25 protein-coding genes and 1 pseudogene are annotated in these 22729 nt (G+C 70.6%); 13 read left to right on the top strand and 13 right to left on the bottom strand.

Annotation, left to right across the window (positions count from 1 at the left end; translation table 11 throughout):
* Nucleotides 1-9: 9 nt before the first annotated feature.
* The 3 genes and pseudogenes from QE454_RS17160 to QE454_RS17355 all read left to right on the top strand — a co-directional run.
* Nucleotides 10-897: a flagellar hook-associated protein 3 gene (locus QE454_RS17160; RefSeq protein WP_307459316.1), complete on the top strand. Its 888-nt coding sequence runs from the start codon at nt 10-12 to the stop codon at nt 895-897.
* Nucleotides 894-1283, top strand: coding sequence for a flagellar assembly protein FliW (fliW, locus tag QE454_RS17155; protein WP_210072025.1), 390 nt, complete (start codon nt 894-896; stop codon nt 1281-1283). Before QE454_RS17160 ends, fliW begins: the two co-directional genes overlap by 4 nt.
* A gap of 293 nt (nt 1284-1576) precedes the next feature.
* A pseudogene (locus QE454_RS17355) lies at nt 1577-1765 on the top strand (HU family DNA-binding protein); the annotation flags it as partial.
* Nucleotides 1766-1915: 150 nt separating this feature from the next.
* Here the strand turns inward: QE454_RS17355 and QE454_RS17150 are convergent.
* Nucleotides 1916-3001 carry an AAA family ATPase gene (locus tag QE454_RS17150; RefSeq protein ID WP_210072023.1) on the bottom strand — a complete coding sequence of 362 codons (1086 nt, stop codon included), beginning with the start codon at nt 2999-3001 and terminating at the stop codon, nt 1916-1918.
* Nucleotides 3002-3271: 270 nt separating this feature from the next.
* Between QE454_RS17150 and QE454_RS17145 the strand changes: the two genes are divergently transcribed.
* From QE454_RS17145 to QE454_RS17130, 4 genes are all read left to right on the top strand, one after another.
* The gene (locus QE454_RS17145; RefSeq protein ID WP_309668777.1) at nt 3272-3808 is read left to right on the top strand and encodes a hypothetical protein; all 537 of its coding nucleotides are present in this window, start codon (nt 3272-3274) and stop codon (nt 3806-3808) included.
* Between the two features lie 56 nt (nt 3809-3864).
* Nucleotides 3865-4350 carry a phosphoribosyltransferase gene (locus QE454_RS17140; RefSeq protein WP_210072021.1) on the top strand — a complete coding sequence of 162 codons (486 nt, stop codon included), beginning with the start codon at nt 3865-3867 and terminating at the stop codon, nt 4348-4350.
* A 5-nt stretch (nt 4351-4355) separates the two neighbouring features.
* Complete coding sequence (locus QE454_RS17135; protein ID WP_267789381.1) at nt 4356-5033, top strand: uracil-DNA glycosylase; 678 nt, start codon at nt 4356-4358, stop codon at nt 5031-5033.
* Nucleotides 5034-5125: 92 nt separating this feature from the next.
* Nucleotides 5126-5740, top strand: coding sequence for a GNAT family N-acetyltransferase (locus QE454_RS17130; RefSeq protein ID WP_307459329.1), 615 nt, complete (start codon nt 5126-5128; stop codon nt 5738-5740).
* Between the two features lie 19 nt (nt 5741-5759).
* Here QE454_RS17130 and QE454_RS17125 read toward each other — a convergent pair whose 3' ends face one another.
* From QE454_RS17125 to QE454_RS17090, 8 genes are all read right to left on the bottom strand, one after another.
* Entirely contained in the window at nt 5760-6098 is a 339-nt protein-coding gene (locus QE454_RS17125; RefSeq protein WP_210072019.1) for a protealysin inhibitor emfourin, read from the bottom strand.
* The gene (locus tag QE454_RS17120; RefSeq protein WP_307459333.1) at nt 6085-7143 is read right to left on the bottom strand and encodes a M4 family metallopeptidase; all 1059 of its coding nucleotides are present in this window, start codon (nt 7141-7143) and stop codon (nt 6085-6087) included. The genes QE454_RS17125 and QE454_RS17120 overlap by 14 nt, the downstream gene beginning before the upstream one ends.
* Nucleotides 7144-7356: 213 nt before the next feature.
* Nucleotides 7357-8148, bottom strand: coding sequence for an ABC transporter ATP-binding protein (locus QE454_RS17115; protein ID WP_307459336.1), 792 nt, complete (start codon nt 8146-8148; stop codon nt 7357-7359).
* Nucleotides 8145-8969 (bottom strand): ABC transporter ATP-binding protein, encoded by an 825-nt coding sequence (locus QE454_RS17110; protein ID WP_210072016.1) that lies wholly within the window; start codon nt 8967-8969, stop codon nt 8145-8147. The genes QE454_RS17115 and QE454_RS17110 overlap by 4 nt, the downstream gene beginning before the upstream one ends.
* Nucleotides 8966-9835, bottom strand: a complete 870-nt coding sequence (locus tag QE454_RS17105; protein ID WP_307459339.1) for an ABC transporter permease — start codon at nt 9833-9835, stop codon at nt 8966-8968. Before QE454_RS17105 ends, QE454_RS17110 begins: the two co-directional genes overlap by 4 nt.
* Nucleotides 9832-10782 carry an ABC transporter permease gene (locus tag QE454_RS17100; protein WP_307459342.1) on the bottom strand — a complete coding sequence of 317 codons (951 nt, stop codon included), beginning with the start codon at nt 10780-10782 and terminating at the stop codon, nt 9832-9834. The genes QE454_RS17105 and QE454_RS17100 overlap by 4 nt, the downstream gene beginning before the upstream one ends.
* Nucleotides 10779-12290, bottom strand: coding sequence for an ABC transporter substrate-binding protein (locus QE454_RS17095; RefSeq protein ID WP_307459348.1), 1512 nt, complete (start codon nt 12288-12290; stop codon nt 10779-10781). Before QE454_RS17095 ends, QE454_RS17100 begins: the two co-directional genes overlap by 4 nt.
* Before the next feature lie 144 nt (nt 12291-12434).
* Nucleotides 12435-13352, bottom strand: coding sequence for an alpha/beta fold hydrolase (locus QE454_RS17090; protein WP_307459352.1), 918 nt, complete (start codon nt 13350-13352; stop codon nt 12435-12437).
* Nucleotides 13353-13452: 100 nt separating this feature from the next.
* Here QE454_RS17090 and QE454_RS17085 point away from each other — a divergent pair, with 100 nt between their 5' ends.
* The 3 genes from QE454_RS17085 to QE454_RS17075 all read left to right on the top strand — a co-directional run bounded on the left by QE454_RS17085 (nt 13453) and on the right by QE454_RS17075 (nt 15268).
* Entirely contained in the window at nt 13453-14004 is a 552-nt protein-coding gene (locus QE454_RS17085) for a carboxymuconolactone decarboxylase family protein (RefSeq protein ID WP_307315723.1), read from the top strand.
* Entirely contained in the window at nt 14001-14711 is a 711-nt protein-coding gene (locus QE454_RS17080) for a tyrosine-protein phosphatase (protein ID WP_307459356.1), read from the top strand. Before QE454_RS17085 ends, QE454_RS17080 begins: the two co-directional genes overlap by 4 nt.
* Nucleotides 14712-14803: 92 nt before the next feature.
* Nucleotides 14804-15268 (top strand): SIP domain-containing protein, encoded by a 465-nt coding sequence (locus QE454_RS17075; RefSeq protein WP_307459359.1) that lies wholly within the window; start codon nt 14804-14806, stop codon nt 15266-15268.
* Between the two features lie 126 nt (nt 15269-15394).
* Here QE454_RS17075 and QE454_RS17070 read toward each other — a convergent pair whose 3' ends face one another.
* From QE454_RS17070 to QE454_RS17055, 4 genes are all read right to left on the bottom strand, one after another.
* The gene (locus QE454_RS17070) at nt 15395-15850 is read right to left on the bottom strand and encodes a Fe-S oxidoreductase (protein ID WP_307459362.1); all 456 of its coding nucleotides are present in this window, start codon (nt 15848-15850) and stop codon (nt 15395-15397) included.
* Nucleotides 15847-16659, bottom strand: a complete 813-nt coding sequence (locus tag QE454_RS17065) for an arginase family protein (protein WP_307459365.1) — start codon at nt 16657-16659, stop codon at nt 15847-15849. Before QE454_RS17065 ends, QE454_RS17070 begins: the two co-directional genes overlap by 4 nt.
* Before the next feature lie 70 nt (nt 16660-16729).
* Entirely contained in the window at nt 16730-17485 is a 756-nt protein-coding gene (locus QE454_RS17060; RefSeq protein ID WP_074694165.1) for a PspA/IM30 family protein, read from the bottom strand.
* Nucleotides 17486-17578: 93 nt separating this feature from the next.
* A complete protein-coding gene (locus tag QE454_RS17055; protein ID WP_307459371.1) occupies nt 17579-19666 on the bottom strand; it encodes a TPM domain-containing protein in 2088 nt (695 codons plus the stop codon).
* 124 nt (nt 19667-19790) lie between these two features.
* Here QE454_RS17055 and QE454_RS17050 point away from each other — a divergent pair, with 124 nt between their 5' ends.
* Genes QE454_RS17050 through QE454_RS17040 form a run of 3 tightly spaced genes read left to right on the top strand, consistent with a single transcriptional unit; the run spans nt 19791 to nt 22263 of the window.
* Entirely contained in the window at nt 19791-20624 is an 834-nt protein-coding gene (locus tag QE454_RS17050) for a DUF3097 domain-containing protein (RefSeq protein ID WP_307459375.1), read from the top strand.
* A gap of 59 nt (nt 20625-20683) precedes the next feature.
* Entirely contained in the window at nt 20684-21406 is a 723-nt protein-coding gene (gene trmB / locus QE454_RS17045) for a tRNA (guanosine(46)-N7)-methyltransferase TrmB (RefSeq protein WP_141375489.1), read from the top strand.
* On the top strand, nt 21403-22263 hold the full coding sequence (locus QE454_RS17040; protein ID WP_307459380.1) for a CPBP family intramembrane glutamic endopeptidase: 861 nt from the start codon (nt 21403-21405) through the stop codon (nt 22261-22263). The genes trmB and QE454_RS17040 overlap by 4 nt, the downstream gene beginning before the upstream one ends.
* Nucleotides 22264-22729: the final 466 nt, after the last annotated feature.

The raw sequence follows: 22729 nt of genomic DNA, 5'->3' as shown, positions 1-22729 counted from the left end.
GGAGTCATCGTGATCGGACGAATCACCAGCAGCACCGTCAATCAGCAGGCTCTGCGCACGCTCCAGGCGGGCCTGGCCGACCGCGCGCGTCTGCAGGACCAGGCGACCTCGCAACTCGCCATCCGCGCACCCAGCGACGACCCGACCGTCGCCGCCGCCATCCTCGGCGTGCACGGGGAGCAGGCGCGCGCGTCCCAGTACGCCCGCAACATCAGCGACGCGCTGACGTGGGTCACCACGGCCGACACCGCGCTGGGCGCCAGCATCGACCTGCTCAACCGTGCGCGCGATCTCACCGCTCAGGGCGCCAACTCCGGGGCGCTCAGCCCTGCCGCGCGCGACTCGATCGCGGCCGAACTCGAGAGCGTGAGCCTCGAGCTCCTCTCGCACGCCAACGCCACCGTGCTCGGTCGCACCGTGTTCGCCGGCACCGACGACAGCGGTCGCGCCTTCGATCCCGCGACCTTCGCCTTCACCGGCGTGCCGGGGGCGGCGGTCGATCGCCGCATCTCGGAGAACGAGAGGGTGCGCGTCGACCTCGATGGTGCGGACGCGTTCGGGGTGGGCGAGGCCAGCGTCTTCGCCACCCTCCAGCAGGTCGCCGCGGACCTGCGGGCGGGAACGGACGTGGGCTCACGCCTCACCGAGGTGGACGCCCACCTGAAGCAGCTGGTCACCGCACGGGGAGTCACGGGCGCGCGCCAGGCGCAGATCGAGCGCGCGCAGGCCACGAACGCGAGCGTCGGCGTGGACATCGAGGCGCGTCGCGCCGAGGTCGAGAACGTCGACACCCTGGAGGTCTACATCAAGCTGAAGTCCGCCGAGCTCGTGTATCAGTCCGCCCTGCAGGTCACCGCCAAGACCCTGCAGACCACTCTCTTGGAGTTCGTGAGATGACGACCGCCCTGCCCCTGTCGAGCGTGGACGTCGAGTTCGCGAAGTCGCTTCCCGGTCTCGCGCCGCGCACGTCCTTCCTCCTGGAACCGATCGAGGGAGCCGAGGGCCTGTACGCCCTTCGCTCCACGATCGACGACGTGCGTCTTTTCCTGCTCGACCCCGCAAGCGGCGGTCTGGCCTACGATCCTCCCCTCGCCGCGGCAGCGCTCGTCGACATCGGCGCGGCGGCCGACGAGGTGCGGATGTTCGTCGTCGCGAACCCCGGGGAGGACGGCGTCTTCGTCAACCTACGGGCACCGATCCTCGTCAATGCACGGACGGGGGCGGCCGCGCAGGTCATCTTCGACGACACGGTGTATCCGATCCGTGCTCGTCTGACCGCGTGAGTCGACGAGCAGGGAGCAAGCCGAGTAACACGACGCTCGCACGTCGACGAAGCGAGTAGGATCGACGCGAATACGAGCAGAAACGACGATTCGCCCCCGCGACCCGAAACGCGGTGGCGTCGCCCGTCCGGCGGCCGGAGCTTCACCGCACCCGTCTGCCCACCCCGGTTTCGTCTACCCGAACGACGATGCCGATGACGTGCGCGTCGCGACCGGCGAGGCAACCCCCTCTGCCCGCGACGTTGTCGACGCATACGTTCGTAACCGAGCACAAGAGCAGGGGATGGTGAGCAATGCCCGTCATGAGAACCGATGAGCCCAAGGTGAGCAAGCGAGAATTCATCCAGCGCGTGTCCCACCGCGCCGGATTGTCTCCGAAGGTCACGCAGTTGGCGTACGAAGCGATCTTCGGGGAGATTCTCGATCTGGTGAATGCCGGCAACCGCGTCACGTTGACGGGTTTCGGCAAGTTCTACGCGCAGTCGCACAAGGGACACAATGTCGTGCTGAACATTCGCGACAATCCCGAGAGCCGGGGCCGGGGTCGAGGACTACAGCGTGCTGAAGTTCTCCGCGACCCGCGAGGTCAACAAGAGGGTCACGCAGCCCCGCGACCTCGACGACGGAGGGCCTCAGCGCTCGAACGAGTAGCTGGCCTGCCCGACGAGGGTGAGGGTGATGCGCGTCGGGAGCTCCTCCGGGATCTCTTCGTCCTCGTCCAACGCCTCGATCTTGTGGATGGGGACGGTGATGTTGCCGTCGTCCTCGAAGACCACATCCCGGGGAGCGAACGAGAAGAAGAGCACCCGGTGGGTGCCGCGCAGCTCGACGGTGCGGCTCACGTCGCTGCGCTCGTGCAGGTTGAGGACCGATTCGTCCGCGAGGACCGAACCGTCGAGGTAGGTGGCCTCGACGCGGTAGGTGCTCGGCTCGACCGCCTTGATGTTGAGATCCTCGACGATCTCGGTGAACGTGGCGTCGGGGTGGTTCATCTCGAAGGCGATCGCGCGCAGGTGATCGTACGTGAGGTTGACGCGGCGCGAGAACAGCGCGGCGTTCTCGATCTCGCACGCGGCGGCGTGCGGCGCCTGGTCGCGGAGGTACTCGCGCACGTCGTCGGGGCTCGGGTAGTCGAACCGCATGTGGTAGTGGAATCGACCCGGTCGATTGACGATGTAATGACTGACGTCCTGCACGTCGTTCACGGTCAGGCAGTAGATCCGCTTGACCGAGGACGTCCCGTCGAACAGCGTCAGGAACTGGTTCTGACGGTTGGGGCCGTCGAGCGGGGTGCGGCCGGACGAGAACGTCTTCTCGAACTCGTCGAAGATGACGAGGCACTCGTCGAGGGTCTCGAGGAAGTCGACGATGCCCTCGGCATCCTCGCTGACGAGAACGACGGGAATGTCGCTCTCGATCGCGCGAGCGGCCAGCATGCGCAAGAACATCGACTTGCCCTGGCCCTTGTTGCCCGAGAGCATCACGCCGAGGTTGCGTTCGAAGCGCGCGTAGGTGCGGAAGATCTTGTCGACCTTGGCCTCGCGGCGGCCGTAGACCTTCTCCGAACCCACGCCGAGGTTCTCGGTGCGCAGGAGGCTGAAGCCCTCCTTGATGCTGTATCGCACCCGGTAGGTACCGAGGGGGAGGGAATCGTGAGCCTGGACGCCGGAGTCGTAGACCCGAACCTGTCCGCCGGTTTCGATGTAGGTACTGCTCACTGCGTCGGGCTCCTGAGGGGGAAAGGCGTGCCGGTGGGCCGATCTCTGTCTGAGATTTACATTAGCGTCTTCTCATCTTTGTGTGAGGATTGCCCGAATTTCGGCGCAAGAATGCTGTTGGCGCCCGTTTTCGCGCGCTTTTCCGCCCGCCGCCTACCGCATACCACCTTGCATTCCCAGCGCGGAAGATGAGAAGTCCGGGGCACCGTTTCGCTATGGTCGGGAAAAAGCCGAGTGCCTCCCGACACTCCGACAGGCCGTGGGGGCCATATGGCAGAACAACCCGACCCGGATGCGACCGCGTTCCAGCTCACGCTTCGCACCACCGGCAACGACGTCGACCCCGAAGTCTGGCACGCGACGACGGTTCGTACCGGGGGCGTCGCCCTCCTCGCAGGCGAGCCCGGCTCGGCCGAAGCGACCGTGTACCGCGTGCATTACGCGAACCCGCGCTGGGTCGAGCAGCTGCGGGATGCCGGGGCGGACCTCACATCGATCAGTTCTGCGTTCGTCGACCGAGAACTCATCTCCCTGGTCGACGAATCCTCCTTGTTCACCGACAACCTCTGCATCATCTCCTCGGTCCACGTCGAGGATCCTCTCCAGGGACCGTCGCTGAGTCACGAGCTCGTGCGCATCATCGCGCGGGTGTTCGACGGCGACACCATCGCGCTGCTCACCACACGGCGAACGGGGAGCGACGGATCGACCGGGTTCTGGGCCGACCGTGCGCACTGGGCGGCGATCGGGTTCGTCGACATCCCGGGGACGACCTCGATGATCCTCCCGGTGGGTTCGCGCTCGTAGACGGCCTTCCTCGCCGCGCCCCCTAGGGTGAATGCAGACGAGGAGAGGAATCCGCCGTGACGGACGAACGCGAACGCCTGAGCTGGGACGACTTCGGGAGGGCCACCCGCGACATCTCCCGGGCGATCGTGGCCGACGGCTTCCAGCCCGAGGTGGTCGTAGCGATCGCCCGCGGTGGACTGCTGCCGGGAGGGGCCATCGCGTACGGGCTCGGGGCGAAGAACTGCGGAGCCCTGAACGTCGAGTTCTACACGGGCGTGGGCACCGTGCTCGATGCCCCCGAGGTGCTGCCCCCCGCCCTCGACCTCTCGTACCTCACGGGACGACGGGTGCTCCTCGTCGACGACGTCGCCGACAGTGGCCGCACGCTCGATCTCGCCGTGAAACTCCTGAATCGGCAGGGCGCCGACGTGCGCTCCGCGGTGATCTACACGAAGCCCACGACGATCATCGCCCCCGATTACTCGTGGCGAGACACCTCCCTGTGGATCGAGTTCCCCTGGTCGCACCTCGGATCCGTGCAGGAGGAAGACGCCGCGTGAGCGCGATGACGCTCGCCGAACTCGCGGACGCGGGCCTCATCGACCCCTCATGGGTCGAGGCGCTCGAGCCGGTGGCCGCCGACATCGCCTCGGTCGGGAACCGCCTGCGGGCAGAGGACAAGCCGTACCTCCCCGCCGGCGACCTCGTGCTGCGCGCTTTTCGCACCCCGCTCGATGCGGTGCGCGTGCTCGTCGTCGGGCAGGACCCGTATCCGACCCCCGGCCACCCGATCGGCCTGTCGTTCGCGGTCGACCCGCACGTGCGGCCGCTGCCGCGGAGCCTGTCGAACATCTATCGCGAGCTCTCCGACGACCTGGGTGTCGCCCCCGCGCCGCACGGTGATCTCTCGGCGTGGGCCGCGCAGGGCGTCATGCTGCTCAACAGGGTGCTGACCGTGGCGCCGGGGGCTCCGGCATCCCACCGCGGATGGGGGTGGGAACGGGTGACCGAGCACGCCATCCGCTGTCTCGTCGCGCGGGATTCTGCGCTGGTGGCGGTGCTGTGGGGCAAGGACGCCCAGGGTCTGACGCCCCTGCTCGGCGACACGGCGATCGTTGCGTCGCCGCACCCGTCACCCCTGTCGGCGAGTCGCGGCTTCTTCGGTTCCCGTCCGTTCTCGCGCGTGAACGCGCTGCTCGAAGAACAGGGCGCCGAGCCCGTGGACTGGCGCATCCCCGCCTGAGGTCCTCGACACGGGATGCCACGGGGCGGCGAACCCGCCCCGGGATCGTATCCGTCACACGCGCGAAACCACGACGCCCGTAGAGTTGCGGGGTGCTGGAAGAGGAGTACGAGAAGAGCCGGCGGCGGTTGCCGGCCCACCTGCGCCCGACGCCGAAGCCCGAGCAACCCTTCGCGTTCGAGATCCGCCCGGCGACCGAGGCCGACGTTCCCGACATCCGCGAGATCTACAACTACTACGTCCGCAACTCGGTGGTGACGTTCGACGAGAAGGCCTGGTCGCTCGCCAAGTGGCGCGACAAGTTCGCAACCCTCCACAAGCTCGGCCTGCCGTTCCTCGTCGCCCAGTCGCCCAGCGGTCAGATCCTCGGGTACGCGCTCGTGCAGCCGTGGCAGTCGAAGTCCGCGTACCGGTACACCGTCGAGAACTCGATCTATCTCGGCCAGGCGGCTGCGGGCAAGGGCCTCGGTCGCGCGCTGCTCGAGGCGCTGATCGCGGCGTGCCAGGAGCTCGGCATCCGCGAGATGGTCGCCGCCATCAGCGACAAGGGCGCCGACGCCTCGATCGCCCTGCACGAGAAGCTCGGCTTCACCGAGGTCGGCCGCATGGGACGCGTCGGCTTCAAGTTCGGGCGCTGGCTGGGCGTGGTGTACCTGCAGAAGAGCATCCCGCCGAAGAAGAAGCCTCGCCGTCGGCTGTTCGGCTGATCTCGCGGGTCGAACGTTCCTACCGGCGGACGGGTGTGGCGGGCGCGGCGCGGCGCACTTCGTCGACGAGCGCACGCCAGGGGCCCTCGACCTGGGTGTCGCCGAGTCGGGCCTCGTGCACGGCCGTGTCACCGTGGTGCACTTCGATGCGCCAGCTGTAGCGATCGGCTCCGGGGGAGGGTTCGGCCGCGGCATCCCACGGGCAGCTCTCGACGAGCGCTCGCCAGCGCGGAGCACCTTCGGGGGAGGGCTCGGCCCGCCACTGCTTCGACAGGCCCGCTAGCCCACCCGAGCGCACGACGATGACGACGAAGCGCCCCGCGCCCTCGGCGTCGTTCGCGGTGTCAGGCTGCGGCATCCTCCTCGACGCCGACCCCGGCCCACGCGGCACGGACGGCGGCGACCTCCTCCGACTTCTCACCGTACTCGCTGGCCGCGGCCGACAGGGTGGCGGCCGCGAACACCGAGAAATCGGCGGTGGGCGACAGCGTGCCCGCGGTGATCGTGCGGTACCAGATGAGACCGGCGCGCTCCCACGCGAACCCGCCGAGCGCGGTCGCGGCGAGGTAGAAGGCCCGGTTCGGGATGCCCGAGTTGATGTGCACCCCGCCGTTGTCGTCGGTCGTCTCGACGTAGTCGCGCATGTGCCCCGGCTGCGGGTCTTTGCCGAGCACGTCGTCGTCGTAGGCGGTGCCCGGTGCTTTCATCGAGCGCAGGGCCTCGCCCTGCACCGCGGCGGCGAAGATGCCCTCGCCGATGAGCCACGACGCCTGGTCGGCGCTCTGGCCGAGGTGATGCTGTTCGGCGAGGGCGCCGAACACGTCGGAGAGCGACTCGTTGAGCGCGCCCGACTGACCCTGGTACTCGAGCCCGCCGGAGGCCTCGGTGACGCCGTGCCCGAGCTCGTGGGCGATGACGCTGAGCGACCGAGTGAATCCGACGAACACATCGCCGTCGCCGTCGCCGAAGACCATGCGCTCGCCGTTCCAGAAGGTGTTGTCGTAGTCGTCGCCGAAGTGCACGGTGGCCAGCAGCGATCCACCGGCGGCGTCGATGCCGTCGCGGGCGAAGGCATCCCAGAAGAAGTCGTAGGTCTCGCCGAGACCGTCGTAGGCCTCGTCGACCGCGGCGTCGCCCGACGGGGCGTCGTCTTCGCTGCGCACGCGACGACCCGGGAGGTTCTCGGTGTTCGCCGCGTCGGAGACGACGCGATCGGGCACCGGCGCCGTCTCGGCCACGAGGGTGTCGCCCTCGATGGACAGCCGCAGGCGCGCTCGCGTCGGACGCGCCGGCCGCGGCACGGCGAGGGTCTTGCGCGCCGCTTCGGCGGCCCGTGCCATGCGCGGGTCGTCGGTGGAGGCGAGTCGGTCGAGCAGGAACGGGGGGACGATACCGGGGGTCATGCGCCGAGGGTAGCGCCGACCTCCGACGTCGAGGGATCCCTTGATCCCTCCGAGCGTGATCCTCCCGCGACGCCGGATGCCGGCATCCGGTGCCTCGCCCCCGGCACCAGAACAGGGGATGCGACGAGAACAGGGGAAACGGGGGCGAATCGGCCTGTTCCCGTGACGTTCCCCTGTTCTCGAGTCAGGGTCCGTCGTGTCTGAGACGGACCGTCAGGCCGGCAGCGTCGGAATGGATGCCAACAGCTGCCGCGTGTACGCCGCCTGCGGCTGCAGCAGCACCTTCTCGGTCGGCCCCTGCTCGACGACCCGGCCATCCTTCATCACGACCACCTGGTCGCAGACGTTCTGGACCACGCCGATGTCGTGCGAGACGAGCACGAGGGTGAGGTCCTCTTCGACCCGCAGGCGCGCGAGCAGGCGCAGGATCTGCGCGCGTACCGTGACGTCGAGGGCCGACAGCGGCTCGTCGCCGACGAGGATGCGCGGTCGGTGGACGATCGCGCGGGCCAGGGCGATGCGCTGACGCTGGCCGCCCGAGAACTCGTGCGGGAAGCGTGCGGCCATGTCGGCGTCGAGGCCGACCTGCTCGAGCACCTCGCGCACGCGCGCGCGGCGGTCGCCCTCGACCCCCAGCGCCCACAGCGGCTCGCCGACGATGCGTTCGACGCTCATGCGGGGATCGAGCGAGGCGTAGGGGTCCTGGAACACGATGCCGGTCGCCCGGCGCAGCCAGTGCACTGATCGCGCCGAACCCCGAGCATCGACGGGGCGTCCGTCGACCTCGACCGTTCCCGCGCTCGGCACGTCGAGGCCCAGCAGCAGGCGCACGAGGGTGGACTTGCCCGACCCCGACTCGCCGATGATGCCGACGGCGCTCCCCGCGAGCACCGAGAGGTCGACGTCGGCGAGGCCCACGGTCCGCTCGGCTCGGCCGACGCCCCGCGTCCGCGGGGTGGGGTAGGTGCGCGAGAGCCCTCGCGCCCGCATCAGCGTCTCGGTCACGGGGTCTCCTCGGCCTCTTCGGTCGCGATCTCGCGAGCGGGGAGCTCGGGATGCCACAGCGTCGCGGTCGCATCCCGCAACAGGGCCTGCGTGACGGGTGACGATGGCGCCTTCAGCAGATCGGCGACCGGGCCCTCCTCGACCGCACGTCCGTGTTCGAGGACCACGGCGTGGGTGGCGACCTGCGCGAGCACCGCGAGGTCGTGCGTGATGAAGACGAGGGACATCCCGGCATCCTGGACGAGAGATCGCAGCAGCGACAGGATCCCCGCCTGGATCGTGACGTCGAGGGCGGTGGTCGGCTCGTCGGCGATGAGCAGCCGCGGGCGGCAGGCCAGGGCCATGGCGATCGCGACGCGCTGCCGCTGGCCGCCGGAGAGCTGGTGCGGGTAGCGCGAGACGAGCCGCTCGGGGTCGGGGAGCGCGACGCGCTCCGCCTCGGCGACGGCGCGACGAAGCGCCTCGCGGCGCGAGACGCCCTCGTGGATGCGGACCGACTCGCCGATCTGTCGACCCACCGTGCGAATGGGGTTCAGGGCCGTGCGCGGCTCTTGGAAGACCATGCCGATGTCGTCACCGCGCAGGCGTGCGAGCTCGCGATCGGGCAGCCCCAGGATCTCGCGGCCGTTCCAGAGGATGCTGCCCGAGGCGTGCGCGCCGTCGGGCAAGAGCCCCAGGATCGCCAGGGCGGTCAGCGATTTGCCCGATCCCGACTCGCCGATCAGCCCCACTCGCGCGCCCCCGGGGACCGAGAACGAGACGCCGTCGACGACGGCGCGACCGCCGATCTCGATCCGCAGGTCTGTCACGACGAGGCTCACGCGACCACCCCCGGCACGTGCGTACGCGCGGCGGGAGCGCGCTCGCCCAGGGTGGGGTCGGCAGCTTCGCGCAGCGCGTCGCCCAGCAGGTTCAGGCCGAGCACCGTCAGCGTGATCGCCAGCCCCGGCCAGACCACGGTGAGCGGGTGCACGGCGATGTACGCCTGCAGGTCGCTGAGCAGCACACCCCACGAGGGCTGGGTCACGGGCGCTCCGAAGCCCAGGTACGACAGCCCCGCTTCGGCGAGCACGGCCACGGCCATGCCCCACGACAGCTGCACGATGAACACCGGCGCGACGTTGGGAAGGAGGTGCCTCGTGAGGTTCTGCGCGCTCGACAGGCCGCTCGCCCGTCCCGCGAGCACGAAGTCGCTCTGCAGCACGCGCCGCAGCTCGGGCCGCGTCACGCGGGCGACGTTCACTCCGAACCCGATACCCACCGACCAGATGACCACGGCGAGGGAGCCGCCCCACACGGCCGAGATCATCATGGCGATGATCAGGACCGGGAAGGCGATGAGGATGTCGACGAGGACCGCGACGCTCTCGCGGATCCACCGCGCGGTGAGCGAGCCGAGGGCGGCCAGGGCGATGCCGAGCACCGAGGCCACCGCTCCCGCGCCGACGGCGACGATGACGGTCGTGCGCGCCCCGGCCATCAGCAGGCTGGCGATGTCGCGGCCGCTGTTGTCGGTGCCGAGCACGTGCGGCCACGAGGGGTCGCTCCAGCGTGCGCGGGCGTCGACGGAGGCCGGGTCGAAGGGGGTCCACAAGAGCGAGACGACGGCCGTGACGACGACGAGAGCGACGATCAGGATGCCGAATCGCCCGGTGCCCAGACTCCAGAGGCGCCGGAGGGTGGTCATGAGGCCTCCCTCTGACGCGGATCGATGAGGCGGTGGGTGAGGTCGACGAGGAATCCGACCAGAAGGACGAAGCCCGTGAGGGCGAGCAGCTCGCCCTGCACCTTCGGCAGGTCGCGCGCGGCGACGTCGGTGACCAGCATGCGCCCGACACCGGGAAGGGTGAAGAGCTGCTCGATCACGACGGCGCCCACGATGATCCCGGCGATCTGAAGGCCGAGCACCGTGATGACCGAGAGTCCCACATTGGGCAGACCGTGGCTCAGCAGGGCGCGCGTGCGGGTGAGACCCTTCGCGGCGGCGGTGCGCACGTAGTCCTGGCCGAGTGCTTGGAGGGTGGCGCTCCGCACGAAGCGCAGCAGCATCGCCCCTTCGACCACGCCGATGGTGAGGGCGGGGAGGATGAGGGCTCGGAACGCCGCCGCGGGGTCGTTCCACCCCGCCCGGGGGAAGCCCTGGGGCGGAAGCCAGCCCAGCCACACCGCGAACACGACGACGAGCATCATTCCCGCCCACACCACGGGCACCGCTGCCAGGGCCTGCGCCCCGACGCTGAGCGCCGTCCCGCCGACGCGACGTCGTCCGAGAGCGGAGAGAACGCCGAAGGGGATGCCGACCATCAGCGCCACCGTGAGCGACATCGCCGCGAGCGGCACGGTGACGCGGGCCTTGTCTGCCAGCTCCGTGACGACGGAGGCGCCCGTGATGAGCGAGGTGCCCAGGTCGCCGCGCAGCAGCCCGCCGATCCAGTCGAGGTACTGCGTCCAGAGCGGGGCCTCCAGGCCCAGGCTCGCGCGCAGCGCGGCCACCTGTTCCGGCGTCGCCTCGGTGCCGGCGATCAGCTGCGCGACGTCGCCGGGGAGCACCCGGAGCGAGACGAAGATCAGCACGCTGGCCACGGCCAGGCCCAGCACCAGCAGGCCCAGCCGTGTCAGCGTGTAGCGGATCACTCCGCCGCGACCGTCACGCCCGCGAGCGGCAGGCGCACGTTGAGGGAGTTCTTCGGGAAGTTCGCCACGTTCGTGCCGACCGCGGTCAACGGTGTCGACAGGAACAGCCAGTCAGCGGCATCCTCGTCGCTCACGATGCGGGCGGCCTCGGCGAGCAGGTCGGAGGACTGCTGCTGGTCGGTGGTCGCCAACGCCTGGGCGTACAGGCCCTGCACCTCGGCGTTGTCGTAGCCGAAGTAGTACGAGGGGTTCGCCCAGTTGCCGAAGTCGCGGGCCTCGACGTGGCGCACGAAGCTCAGGTCGTAGTCGTGGTTCTTGTAGACGTTCTGGAGCCACGTGCTGAAATCGACCGAGTTGACCTTGAGGGTCACGCCCACGTCGGCGAACGACGACACGAGGAAGGTCGGGATCGTCGTGGGGTAGACGTTGGGGATGGTCAGCGTGAGGGTGAGGTTCTCGGCGCCCGCCTGCGCGAGAAGCTCGCGGGCGCGGTCGGGGTTGTACGAGATGCTTCCCGACAGGTCTTCGTAGCCGGGGTCGAGCGGGGCGATGGGGCCGTAGAGCTCGCTGCCGGAGCCGAGGGTGTCGATGAGCGCCTTGTGGTCGATCGCCAGACGCAGCGCCTCGCGCACGCGCTGGTCGTTGAGCGGCGCGCGCTGGTTGTTGAAGGCCAGCGTGCCCTTGTCGGTGGTCAGACCCGATTCGATCGAGAAGTTGTTCGTGCCCTCGATCTGGTCGCGCAGCTCGGGGTCGATCTCGAGGGCCACGTCGACGTCGCCGGCGACGGCCGCGTTGGTCGCGGCGCTCTGGTCGGGAATGTAGTCGAGCACGACCTCGGCGACGCCGGCCTTGTCGCCCCAGTATCCGTCGTAGCGCGAGAGGGTCAGGCTCTGCCCGGCGTTGCGGCTCTCGACCCGGAAGGGACCGGTGCCGTTGGCGGCGGTCTGGAAGTTGGTCGTGTCGCCGCTCTTGAAGATGAGGCCCGCGCGGCCCGTCATCGCGAAGAGGAAGTCGATGTTGGGCTTCGCGAGCGTCACGACCACCGTGGAGGCGTCGGGGGACGCGATCGAGGCCACGTTCGCCAGGTCGGAGCTGTTCTGGATGGTGGGGTCGTCCTTGGCCGTCTGCAGCGAGGTGACGACGTCCTCGGCCGTGAGCGCGCTGCCGTCGTGGAAGGTCACCCCCTGACGGAGGGTGAAGGTGTAGGTGAGTCCGTCGGGAGACACCGTCCACGCCGTGGCGAGTGCCGGGGCGATCGCGTTGGAGTCGTCGCCGTTGCGGGTGACCAGGCCCTGGTAGACGTTGTCGATGAGAGCCTGCTCGAGCGAGGCGCCGCTGGTGCGGCGGATGTCGAGGTTCGACGGCTCCAGCGACAGACGCACCGTGAGGGTGGCGTTCGGGTCGGCTTCTCCGGTGGGGTTCGGCGTCGTATTCGAGCCGGTGCACGAGGTGAGCAGGAGGGCTCCGATCAGGAGCATGCTCGTGGCGAGAGCGGTGCGGCGCAGCATTGCGGGGTGTGTCCTTTCGCAGGCCGAGGCATCAGGGTGCTGTGGATGCCGAGCAGGGGTGGCAACAGCCTACTTTCACCCGTATTCCCTCGACGCCGTCTGTGACGGTGCGCGACGCGGGACGACCGGGTTCGGGTCGGCGGGTCAGGGGGTGGTCAGGAGCGATCGGATCAAACGCGCCAGGCCCTCGGGATCTTCCTCCTGCGCGTTGTGCCCGGCGGACAGAACCCGGACGTCGGCCCCGGGCACACGCCGCGCGAGCTCCTCGGCATCCGTCTTCGTGACGAAACCGCGCTCGCCGCGCACGAGCGTGACGGGTGCGGTGACCCCGCCCAGGTCGTCCCATCCGGTTGCCGACAGCACAGCCTTCACGGCATCCGGGGTCGTGGCATCGGCCCCGGCGTTCGCGGCGGCCGCGGCGAGGTGAGCGAAGTGATGCTTCCACTCGACCCGTCCGTCGGGGCGCAGACGCGAGTTGAGGAACACCCCGCGCGCTGCGGCCTCGGGCGAACCGCCCAGGCCGAACGAGAGGGCGCGTTCGACGAGTTCTTCCCGCGACGACCAGTCGGTGGGGCCGGCGAAGAACGCGCGGATCTGCGCGGGACCCGCGCTCGGGTCGACCCCCGATGTGATGTCGACGACCGCGAGGCGAGAGACGAGATCGGGACGGGATGCCGCGACCGCGGCCGCCGTGAGACCGCCCAGCGAGTGCCCCACGAGCACCTGCGGCGCCGTCGTCCACCGCTCGAGGGCCGAGACGACATCGGGGGCGAGGACGCGCGCGACGTACGCCGCATCATCGCGCCACGACGAATCGCCGTGGCCGGGGAGGTCGAGAGCCAGAGCAGGCACCCCCAGGTGCAGGAGCGTCGTGTCCCAGGTGTGGGCGTTCAAACCGGCGCCGTGCAACAGCGTGACCACCGGGGGCGCCCCGCCCCAGCGCAGCCCGCTGAGCGTGCGGTCGTCGGCGAGAGTGAGCCGCACCCGTTCGACGGGAGGGAGGTCGCGGCCGACATCGGCCGCCTGGGCGGGGAGGAACGAGAACTCGTCGCGCTCGGGCATTGGAACAGCCTTCCACCGCGAACGGGATGCCGCTACCACCGCGCCACGGAGCGTCACCGTTTCCCTCCCCACCCGAGCGGAGCCGCCGTAGGCTGTGGTCATGGGCGAAGAACGGCGCGTGCACCTGTCGAAGTCGGCTCCCGAGGCGTACGCCGCTCTGCGCTCGTTCTCGAGCACCGTCGGCCGACTCGCCGCCGAGGCCGGCATCGACGCGCGGCTGCGCGAGATCGTCCAGATCCATGCCTCCCAGCTCAACGGGTGCGCCTACTGCGTGCGTATGCACGTGGATGCCGCGGTGAAAGCCGGGCTCGACGCCGATGTGATCGCCCAGATCGCGACGTGGCGGGAGTCGGGCGTCTTCGATGAGCGCGAAAGAGCCGCCCTCGAGCTGACCGAGTCGTTCACCTTCATCCACGAGGACGGCATCCCCGACGAGGTCTACGACCAAGCGGGCGGCATCCTGAGCGAGGCCGAGTACGTCGCGCTCAGCTGGGTGCTCGTGGCCATCAATTCCTTCAATCGCGTCGCCATCGCGGGTCGATACCCCGTGCCGCCCCGCGCTTCCTCTCCGATGCCGATCGCCCCGGATGCCGCGCCTGCGGCGACGACGCGCCCGCGCGAGCCTCACGTGCACGCGGACGGCGCCGCATGAGCGGCTCGCTCGTCTCGGGCGCGGTGAACTTCCGCGACGTCGGCGGACTTCCGGCGCGAGACCGTCGCACGCGCGCGGGCGTGCTCTACCGCTCCGGCAACCTCGTCGCCGTCGACGACGCGGGCGCTCGGACTCTCCGAGATCTCGGCATCCGACGCGTGATCGATCTGCGCGACGAATCGGAGGTCGCCCATGCTCCCAGCCGCCTCGATACCGCGGTCGAGATCCAGCACGAGCCGCTGTTCCTCGGCTCGGTCGCCTCTTTCTTCGCGCGCGACCTGAGCCTCGACGACATGTACGCCGCCCTCGTCGACGATTCCGCAGAGCGGGTGGTGTCGGCGATCCGCGGCATCCTGGGCGCGCAGCCCGCGCTCGTGCACTGCACCGTGGGGAAGGACCGCACCGGGGTGACCGTCGCGATCGCGCTCGCCGCGGCTGAGGTCGATCGAGAGGCGGTGATCGCCGACTACGCCCGCACCGAGGAGTTCCTCCCCGCCGAGCGCAATGCGCGGGTCCTCGCGGCGATCCGCGCCGTGCACCCCGACAACGTCCACGCCGAAGCCCTCGCGACCCGCTCGCCCGCCCCGGTCATGCGTGCGCTGCTGCAACGGGTCGACCGGGACTTCGGCTCGCCGGCGGGCTACCTCCGCGCGAACGGGATGTCCCAGGGCGAGATCGACCGATTGCGAGAGGTGCTGATCGACTGACCGGGCCGCCCCCGCGGCATCGTGTCGATGTCGAGATACTGGGCAGGGACACAGGTTAGGCAAACCTATGTCGCGGGTATAGTGGAGGCATCATGTCGATCCCCACCGAGCACAATGCGGCAGCGTGTCGCGCCTCGCGTCACACGCGCGTGCAGCACCTCGTGACGGCCGACGAGACCTCGCTCGCCGAGCTCGAAGCCCTGCTCGCGACGCTGCCGATCTGCTCGACCGGCCGCGTGTTCGTCGAAGTCCCCGACGCGTCGTGGATCGGGTCGATCACGGCCCCCGCCCGCATGACCCTGACCTGGCTCGACCGCTCGCGTCGCGGCGGTGCCCCCGGTACCGGTCGCGGCTGCGCAGCCGGTGAAGCCCTCGCCCGCGCCGTCTCGGGCTGGGCCGGCGAGATGCTGTGCTGCGACGACGACGCCACGCGCGTCATCCTGCTCGGCGCATACCTCGGCACCGCCGAGATCGTGGACGACCTCGTCACGCGTCACGGCGTCGACGCGCAGGCCATTCACACTCCCGAGCGCTTCGGCCTCGCCACCGCGCGCTGAAGCGCCACCCCCGCTCCTCGACGGATGCAAGCTGGGCGATACGCGCCGTCTCGCTCGGCATCCGCCCCGTTCGCTGTGATCGTGCGCGGGGAGAATCCCTCGGGCCGCTAGCTCTCGTTCGGTGGGTCAAGCCCCGCGGCGGACGTAGTTGCCCTCGACGAGTCCCGCCTCGATCTCGAACCGATTGCGCAGGGGATCGCGCCCGGCCAGGGCGTAGAGCAGCGGCATGAGGAAGCCGTACCGACGCCATTGGCGTTTGTGGACCGCCTCGTGCCCGAGCACGATGTCGGTCGGCCGGTCGTCGCCGGTGAGGAAGCAGCCGCCCACGCATACGCCCCCGCGGGGGAACGCCCACGACGGGAGCCCGCGGAACACCCACAGACCGAGACGCTTCTCGATGCGGCCCGTGCTCCACATCGACCCCCAGATCCAGCCCACCGCGCAGCCGTACCAGTAGCCGACGCGGCTGAGGGGGGAGTCGAGCAGGACGCCGGGGAGGAACCGGTCGAAACGGCGGCCGCGCGCCACCGCCCGTTCGGCTCGCTCGCGCCAGCCCTCCGGGGGCAGGGGGAGGGGGCTCATGCCAGCGCTCCGATCAGACGCAGGATCGTCCCCAGGTCATCGACGGCGGCCGCCGGGCTCGAGGGGGAGAACTCGGTCAGTGTCGCTCCCGCGAGCGGGAGCAGCTCGCGCAGGCGGCGAATGGATGCCACGACCTCGGCCGTGCGCGCGCCGAAGGGCACGGCCTGGGCGATGCCGCCGATGTCGGCGGGATCGAGGGCGTCGAGGCCGACGTGCACGTGCACACGTGTCGCTCCCGTGGCGGCGACGGCGTCGGCCAGAGCGTCGGGGGAGACGAGCTCCTCGGCGCGGACCACGGTGATCCCGTGGGCGGCGACGAAAGCCTCTTCTTCGGGATCCCACGCACGGGGGGCCACGAGCACGAGGCGCGAGGGTGCGATGCCGGGCTCGAGGCGCAGGAGCGCCTCGCCCTCCCCGGCGATAGCCCTTAGCACCATGCCGGTGAACGCTCCGCTCGGGGAGGATTCGGGGGTGTTCAGAGCGGGGTGAGCGTCGATCCACACGACCGCGAGATCGTCTCCCGCGATCGCCGACACGGCCCCCAGGGCGATTCCGCAGTCGCCGCCCACGACCACGGCGGGTTCGTCGGAGGCGCGGACGGCTTCATCGATGCGCTCGCGCATGCGGACGATCGCGCTGTGGCGCTGCACACGGGTGCCCTGCGCGTCGCCGGCTTCGGCCGGGGGTTCGAGGACGATCGTCGAGGCGCGCGGCAGGTCGCCGGCGATGGCCTCGGCCCCGTCGACGAGCTGCATCGCGCGCGAGGAGGACGACCCCTGCCACTGCGGAGCGACGATGAATCGGGTCATGGCGGTTCCCCTCGGCGGGAGACGCGAGTGCACCGCCTGATCGATCGGGCGGTGCACTCGCGGTCGTGGATCAGACCTGGTCGGGGCTCGGTGCGTCGATGGCGGCACGCTGCGGACCGCCGACCTTGAGAGCCGCGAGACGGGCTTCGACCTCGGTGAGCTCTCCGACGTCTTCGAGAGCGTTGAACTGCGCGTCGATGCTCGAGGCGGCGAGCTCCTGCTTGCCGGCGGCGAGGGCCTCCTGGCGGCGGATCTTGTCTTCGAAGCGGCCGAGCTCGCTCGTCGGGTCGAGCACGTCGATCGACTTGACGGCGTCGTGCACCTTGTTCTGCGCCTCGGCGACCTTGGCGCGAGCGGTGAGCTCGTTGCGCTTGGCCTTGAGCTGCTCGAGCTTGGTCTTCATGCCGTTCAGGCCGTCTTTGAGCTTGTCGACGACCTCGGTCTGCGCGGCGATGGTGGGGGCGGCGGCCTTGGCCTCTCCCTCGGCGGTGATCTGACGCTGGAGGGCGATCTTGGCGAGGTTGTCGAACTTGTCGGCTTCGCTCAGGTTGCCGCCGGCGCGCAGTTCGTCGCCCTTGCGGCTGGCGGCGAGGGCCTTGTTGCCCCACTCGGCCGCCGCCTGGACGTCTTCCTGGTGGTCGCGCTCGAGCAGGCGCAGGTTGCCGATCGTCTCGGCGATGGCCGACTCGGCGTCGGCGATCGAGTTCGAGTAGTCGCGGACGAGCTGGTCGAGCATCTTCTGCGGGTCCTCGGCCTGGTCGAGGAGCGCGTTGACGTTCGCGCGGACGAGGGTCTGGATGCGACCGAAGATGGACTGCTTGGCCATGCGGGGTGTTCCTTCCTGAGGGCGACGATGTCGAGTCTGGTGGCGGATTCTACGAATTGTCTGTGATCGGACGGCGTGGCCGCGAGGGGTGGACTAGCGGCGCGATCCCCGCCCGCCGCCGGCGCGGCTGCGACCACCGCCCGAGAAGCCTCCGCCGCCGCCGCTTCGAGAGCGTCCGCCGCTGGAGAAGCCTCCGCTGCGCGAGCGCCCGCTCCCGCCGGAGAACCCGCCGCCGAGGCCGCCGAGGCCGCCCAGTCCGCCACCGCCGAAGCCACCGCGCGAGCGCCCGCCGCCGAGAATGGCGTTCACGGCGATGCCGCCGAGGATCGCGCCCATCATGTCGCCTCCGCCGCCGGCGGCTGCGCCGCCGAAGGCGCCGACGTCGTTCTGTGCCGCGGAATCGGCGGCGGCCGCGAGCTGGGCCGCGCGCTGGGCCGCGGCGAGGGCCGCGACCGGGTCGGCGATGCGCAATTGCTCGGCCTGCACGAGGGCGGCACCGGCCTCGGCGAGACGCGTGCGCGCTGTGGCCCCCACTGCCCCGCGACGCGTGGAGATGAAGTCCTCGGTCGCGGTCACCCGGGCGCGCGCCTGAGCGAGTGTCGTGTCGAGCTCGCTCTCGGCGTGGCGTCGACGCTCGGCCGCGTCGCGGGCCTCGTCGAGCACCGCGTCGATGGTGGCGTTCGCCTGCTGCAGTGTCTCGATCGCTTGCGCGGGGTGGGGGCGCGACACTGAGAGCGCACCGCGCGCGTCATCGAGCTGCGACCGCGCCGAGGCCGCCGCGGCGGCGACTCGTCCGTCGGGATCGGGCAGCCGGGCGGCCGCCGCGAGGTCGCCCTCGATCTCCGCGACGAGGGCCGAGGCGCGTCGGTTCGCGTCCGACAGGGATGCCTCTAGGGCACCCACGGCGCGCTCGAGGGTGTCGGCCTGGGCCACGGCCGCTTGCGCTGCGCGGATGGCGACGGCCGCTTCTCCGGTGCGACCGGCGGCGAGAGCGGCGGCGGCTTCCGCTTCCTGGGAGCTTGCGAGCTCGAGCCGCGCTCGAGCCTGGGCCGGGTTGTCGGCGACGGGGGAGAGCGCGTCGTCGCTGAAGCGTTCGGTCAGGCGAGCGAGTCTCGCCTCCGCCTCGCTCAGGCCCGCGGCGACCGTCGCGTGCTGGCTGCGGATCGCGGCCAGGGCGCCGGGGGCGTCTGCCTCGAGAGCGCGCAGTTCGTCGAAGGCGGACGCCTTGGCATCCAGAGCCTCGTCGGCGGCCGTGCACAACCGCAGGATCTCGGTATAGCCGGCGCGCTGCTGCTCGGGGGTCTCGGGGGTGCTGTCGTCGAGCTGCTGCTGGATCGAGAACGCCCGGTCGAGGTCGGCCTTGGCCTGGTCGAGCACCTCGACGAAGGGAGCTGCGGCGGCGTCGCCGAACTGCGCGCGGGCGAAGCCGAGCTCCTGCTCGCTCGTCTTGACGGCGTCGTCGGTGGACACGAGGGCGGAACCGGCGCGACGGGAGAGGTCGTCGATGCTCTCGATCGGGGTGCCACCCGCACCGGGCGTCGTCGCTCGACGGCGTCGACGCACGGCCAGCCAGACGAGGCCGGCGGCGATAGCGAGCAACAGCACGCCGACCAGGACGATCGGCACGATGGCCGGGCCGCTCTGCGTCGCCGGCGTCGGGGGAGGGTTCGGCATGTTGCCGCCCGCTTTCGCGTGCGCGGTGCGCAGGCCGTCGGCCGCGGCGACCGCCGCGCCCGCGTCGTCGCCCGCCTCGAGCGCCGGCTGCACCTGGTCCTGCTCGATCGAGGTGAGCTGGGCCGCCGAGATCCCGCCCGCATCGACGTCGCCCGAGAGGTAGTACTGGAAGGTATCGCCCTCGATGGCGACCGCGAGCAGATACTGGTGAGGGCCGAGGTTGTTGCGGTTGGCGGTCTCGTTCGCCCAATCGTCCGCACCGGTCGGATCCTGGAAGCCGTCGACGTACACGACCCAGAGGTCGAGCCCCGTCTGCTCCGACAGCGTGAGCAGGCGCCGCTGGACATCGGCCTCTTGCGAATCGGTGAGCACGTTCGCCTGGTCGAGCACATAGCTCGATCCGAGCGTCGGCGGGGGGATCGCCGCGGCGCTGAGGGGAGCGACCAGGACTCCGACGAACGCGAGCAGCAGCACCGTCATCGTGCGCAGCACGTTCGGCTTTCGCATGCAGTCCCCTTCGGTTGCCGGATGCGTCCACCCTATAAACGACCGCCGACACCGGGGTAGGAGCGGCGCGTCCGCTGTGAGCGCACGCGAGCGCCGCTTAGGCTCGGACGCTCGGAGGTACACCATGGACGACCGCTACGGAACCGACGTGCTCGCCCGCGGGTGGCGCGACGCCGGACGCATCAGGCCCGCCGAGGTCGCGGCATCCGCGGATCTCGTCGTGGAGATCGCGGGCGACGGCTTCGTCGGCGCGGTGACCCGCATCGAGGGCTCGAACGTCGAGCTCGAAGACCGCTTCGGCAAGCGCCGGCTGTTCCCGCTCGGCGGAGGCTTCCTCGTCGACGGCAAGCCCGTGGTGCTGAAGGCGCCCGCCGCCGCGGCGAAGGGGCGCACGCGGACGGCATCCGGGTCCTTCGCCGTGGCCGACCAGCGCGCGCGTACCGCCCGCGCCAGCCGCATCTTCGTCGAGGGAAAGCACGACGCCGAGCTCGTCGAGAAGGTGTGGGGTGCGGACCTGCGCGCCGAGGGAGTCGTGGTCGAGTTCCTCGAGGGCGTCGACCTTCTCGAGCAGACTCTGGATGCCGAGCCCCCCACCGCCGAGCGTCGGTACGGCGTGCTCGTGGACCACCTCGTGCCGAACTCCAAGGAGTCGCGGATCGCCGAGAAGATCGCGCGGGGCCGTCACGGCGCGCACGTGCGCATCGTCGGCCACCCCTTCGTTGACGTGTGGCAGTGCGTCACGCCCCGGGCGCTCGGCATCGCCGCATGGCCCGAGGTGCCGCGCGGGATCGAGTGGAAGGTCGGCGTCTGCCGGGCGCTCGGCTGGCCCGCCGAGGAGCAGGCCGACACGGCTCGCGCGTGGCAGCACATCCTGTCGAAGGTCACCACCTTCCGCGACCTCGAGCCGGCCCTGCTCGGCCGTGTCGAGGAACTCATCGATTTCGTGACCGTCCCGTGAGCGGCCGCAAGGTGCCCGTGCGGCACACTCCCGACGCCGCGACGCCTAGCCTGGATGCCATGGACTCCACCCCCGTCTTCCGTGACAAGCCGGTGTCCTTCGTCCGCCGCAGCGGCCGCATGTCCGAGGCGCAGGACCGCGCGTGGGCCGAGCTCTCGCCGTTCTACCTGCTCCCTGTCGAGCGCGCCGCGGCCACGACCAGCGTGAAGGCGGGCACGGCCATCGACCCGGCCGAGGTCTACGGACGCACGGCCCGCCTCGTGGTCGAGATCGGCTCCGGTCAGGGCCACCAGATCGTCTCCGCCGCAGCGGCCGACTCCGACAGCGACTTCCTCGCCGTCGAGGTGTTCACCGCCGGTCTCGCCCGCACCATGCTCGACGCCGACCGCGAGGGCGTGAAGAACCTGCGCCTGGTCGAGGCCAACGCCCCCGAGGCTCTCGAGCACCTGCTCCCGCCGGCATCCGTCGACGAGCTCTGGGTCTTCTTCCCCGATCCCTGGCACAAGAACAAGCACACCAAGCGTCGCCTCGTCGCCCCCGACTTCGCGCGTATCGCCGCCCAGGCCCTGCGCCCCGGGGGCACCCTGCGCCTCGCGACGGACTGGCAGGACTACGCCGATCAGATGCGCGACGTGCTCGACGCAGCGCCCGGCTTCGAGCGCGCGTTCGCGGGGGAGTGGGCAGAGCGCTTCGACGGCCGCGTGCTCACCGCCTTCGAGCGCAAGGGGCTGCGCGTCGGCCGCGACATCCGCGACCTGAGCTACACGCGGGTCTCGCCGTGACCGCGCACACCGCGGTGCCGGTCCGCGAGCGTTCCACCTGGACGCCCAAGCTCGTCCCGGCGCTGTTGGTGTGCCTCGCTGCGCCGGCGCTGTTCGTCGTCCAGGTCGTATGGCTGGGCTGGATCCTGCTCGCGCTCGCGGTGGCATCCGGGATCCTGGTCGACCGCCGGGGCGGCGTGGCGCTGGCTCGCGGCGACGAGCCGAGCATCGCCCGCGATGTCTCGCTCGTCGCGATCGGCCAGTTCATCGTGAGCCTCATCCCGCTGCACGCCGAACTCGACAACGCCGCGTTCGTGCGTTTCACCCTCGCCCTGGGCGGGGCCGTCGTCGTGCCCTACGTCATCTCGCGCTTCGTCTACCGCGACAACGCGATCCGCTTCCCGTGGCGTGGCGGCGGACGATGGACCTGGTGGCAGTGGGCCTGGCTCGGCGGTGTCATCGTGCTCGGCTACCTGATCCTGCCGTTCTACTTCATCACCTCGGGCGTCTACCGCAACTGGCCCGAGGTCGTCACCCCCGAGCTCATCGCTCGTCTGTTCGTGGGCGTCGGCGCGGTCGGTATCTGGGACGAGCTCTTCTTCATCTGCACCGTCTTCGCGCTGCTGCGTCGACACTTCCCCGACCTCACCGCGAACCTGCTGCAGGCGATCGTGTTCGTGTCGTTCCTGTGGGAGCTGGGCTATCAGGCGTGGGGGCCGCTGCTGACGATCCCCTTCGCGATCGTGCAGGGGTTCCTCTTCCTCAAGACCCGCTCGCTCTGGTACGTCGTGACGGTGCACCTGCTCTTCGACGCCGTGGTCTTCGGCGTCCTCGTCCACGCGCACAACCCCGGGTCGGCATCCATCTTCCTGATCTGACCCCGGATGCCGGCACCCCGCCCCCCCCGGCCCCGCCGAACGCCCGGCCCAACGCCGGGCCCGCAGCGCCGCCGCCTCGTCGCCGCCTCGCCGCTCCGGTCGCCGCCCCCGCCCCGGCCGACGCCCCGCCGCCCCGGCCGCCGCCCCGGCCGCCCGCCCCCCCGCCCCGGCCCAATCCCCGCGCATAAACGCGATGTGCACGCAGAAACGCGAGCAGAGCGTGTTTCCGCGTGCGCAGAGCGTTTATGCGTGGCTCGAGAGGGGCGGATGCCGCGGTGCCCGGGTTTTGCCCAGGTCGGCGCGCCGCCCCGGCCGCCGCTCCGCCCCGGCCGACGCCCCGCCGCCCCGGTCGCCGGCCCAACGCCCCGGCCCCCCGCCCCGGCCCAATCCCCGCGCATAAACGCGATGTGCACGCAGAAACGCGAGCAGAGCGTGTTTCCGCGCGCGCAGAGCGTTTATGCGTGGC

It is taken from the genome of Microbacterium sp. SORGH_AS_0454 (assembly GCF_031453395.1).
GTDB lineage: Bacteria > Actinomycetota > Actinomycetes > Actinomycetales > Microbacteriaceae > Microbacterium.
The sequence above is the reverse complement of the archived record's forward strand: the minus strand, read 5'-3'. Positions and strand labels throughout refer to the sequence as shown.

What these genes read in the sequence shown, in the direction of transcription:
- QE454_RS17085 (WP_307315723.1), top strand. Translation starts at nt 13,453, where the DNA reads ATGGGCGAAGAACGGCGCGTGCACCTGTCGAAGTCGGCTCCCGAGGCG.
- QE454_RS17055 (WP_307459371.1), bottom strand. Translation starts at nt 19,666, where the DNA reads ATGCGAAAGCCGAACGTGCTGCGCACGATGACGGTGCTGCTGCTCGCG.
- QE454_RS17090 (WP_307459352.1), bottom strand. Translation starts at nt 13,352, where the DNA reads ATGCCCGAGCGCGACGAGTTCTCGTTCCTCCCCGCCCAGGCGGCCGAT.
- fliW (WP_210072025.1), top strand. Translation starts at nt 894, where the DNA reads ATGACGACCGCCCTGCCCCTGTCGAGCGTGGACGTCGAGTTCGCGAAG.
- QE454_RS17075 (WP_307459359.1), top strand. Translation starts at nt 14,804, where the DNA reads ATGTCGATCCCCACCGAGCACAATGCGGCAGCGTGTCGCGCCTCGCGT.
- trmB (WP_141375489.1), top strand. Translation starts at nt 20,684, where the DNA reads ATGGACTCCACCCCCGTCTTCCGTGACAAGCCGGTGTCCTTCGTCCGC.
- QE454_RS17125 (WP_210072019.1), bottom strand. Translation starts at nt 6,098, where the DNA reads ATGCCGCAGCCTGACACCGCGAACGACGCCGAGGGCGCGGGGCGCTTC.
- QE454_RS17065 (WP_307459365.1), bottom strand. Translation starts at nt 16,659, where the DNA reads ATGACCCGATTCATCGTCGCTCCGCAGTGGCAGGGGTCGTCCTCCTCG.
- QE454_RS17070 (WP_307459362.1), bottom strand. Translation starts at nt 15,850, where the DNA reads ATGAGCCCCCTCCCCCTGCCCCCGGAGGGCTGGCGCGAGCGAGCCGAA.
- QE454_RS17145 (WP_309668777.1), top strand. Translation starts at nt 3,272, where the DNA reads ATGGCAGAACAACCCGACCCGGATGCGACCGCGTTCCAGCTCACGCTT.
- QE454_RS17050 (WP_307459375.1), top strand. Translation starts at nt 19,791, where the DNA reads ATGGACGACCGCTACGGAACCGACGTGCTCGCCCGCGGGTGGCGCGAC.
- QE454_RS17105 (WP_307459339.1), bottom strand. Translation starts at nt 9,835, where the DNA reads ATGACCACCCTCCGGCGCCTCTGGAGTCTGGGCACCGGGCGATTCGGC.
- QE454_RS17080 (WP_307459356.1), top strand. Translation starts at nt 14,001, where the DNA reads ATGAGCGGCTCGCTCGTCTCGGGCGCGGTGAACTTCCGCGACGTCGGC.
- QE454_RS17135 (WP_267789381.1), top strand. Translation starts at nt 4,356, where the DNA reads ATGACGCTCGCCGAACTCGCGGACGCGGGCCTCATCGACCCCTCATGG.
- QE454_RS17120 (WP_307459333.1), bottom strand. Translation starts at nt 7,143, where the DNA reads ATGACCCCCGGTATCGTCCCCCCGTTCCTGCTCGACCGACTCGCCTCC.
- QE454_RS17060 (WP_074694165.1), bottom strand. Translation starts at nt 17,485, where the DNA reads ATGGCCAAGCAGTCCATCTTCGGTCGCATCCAGACCCTCGTCCGCGCG.
- QE454_RS17095 (WP_307459348.1), bottom strand. Translation starts at nt 12,290, where the DNA reads ATGCTGCGCCGCACCGCTCTCGCCACGAGCATGCTCCTGATCGGAGCC.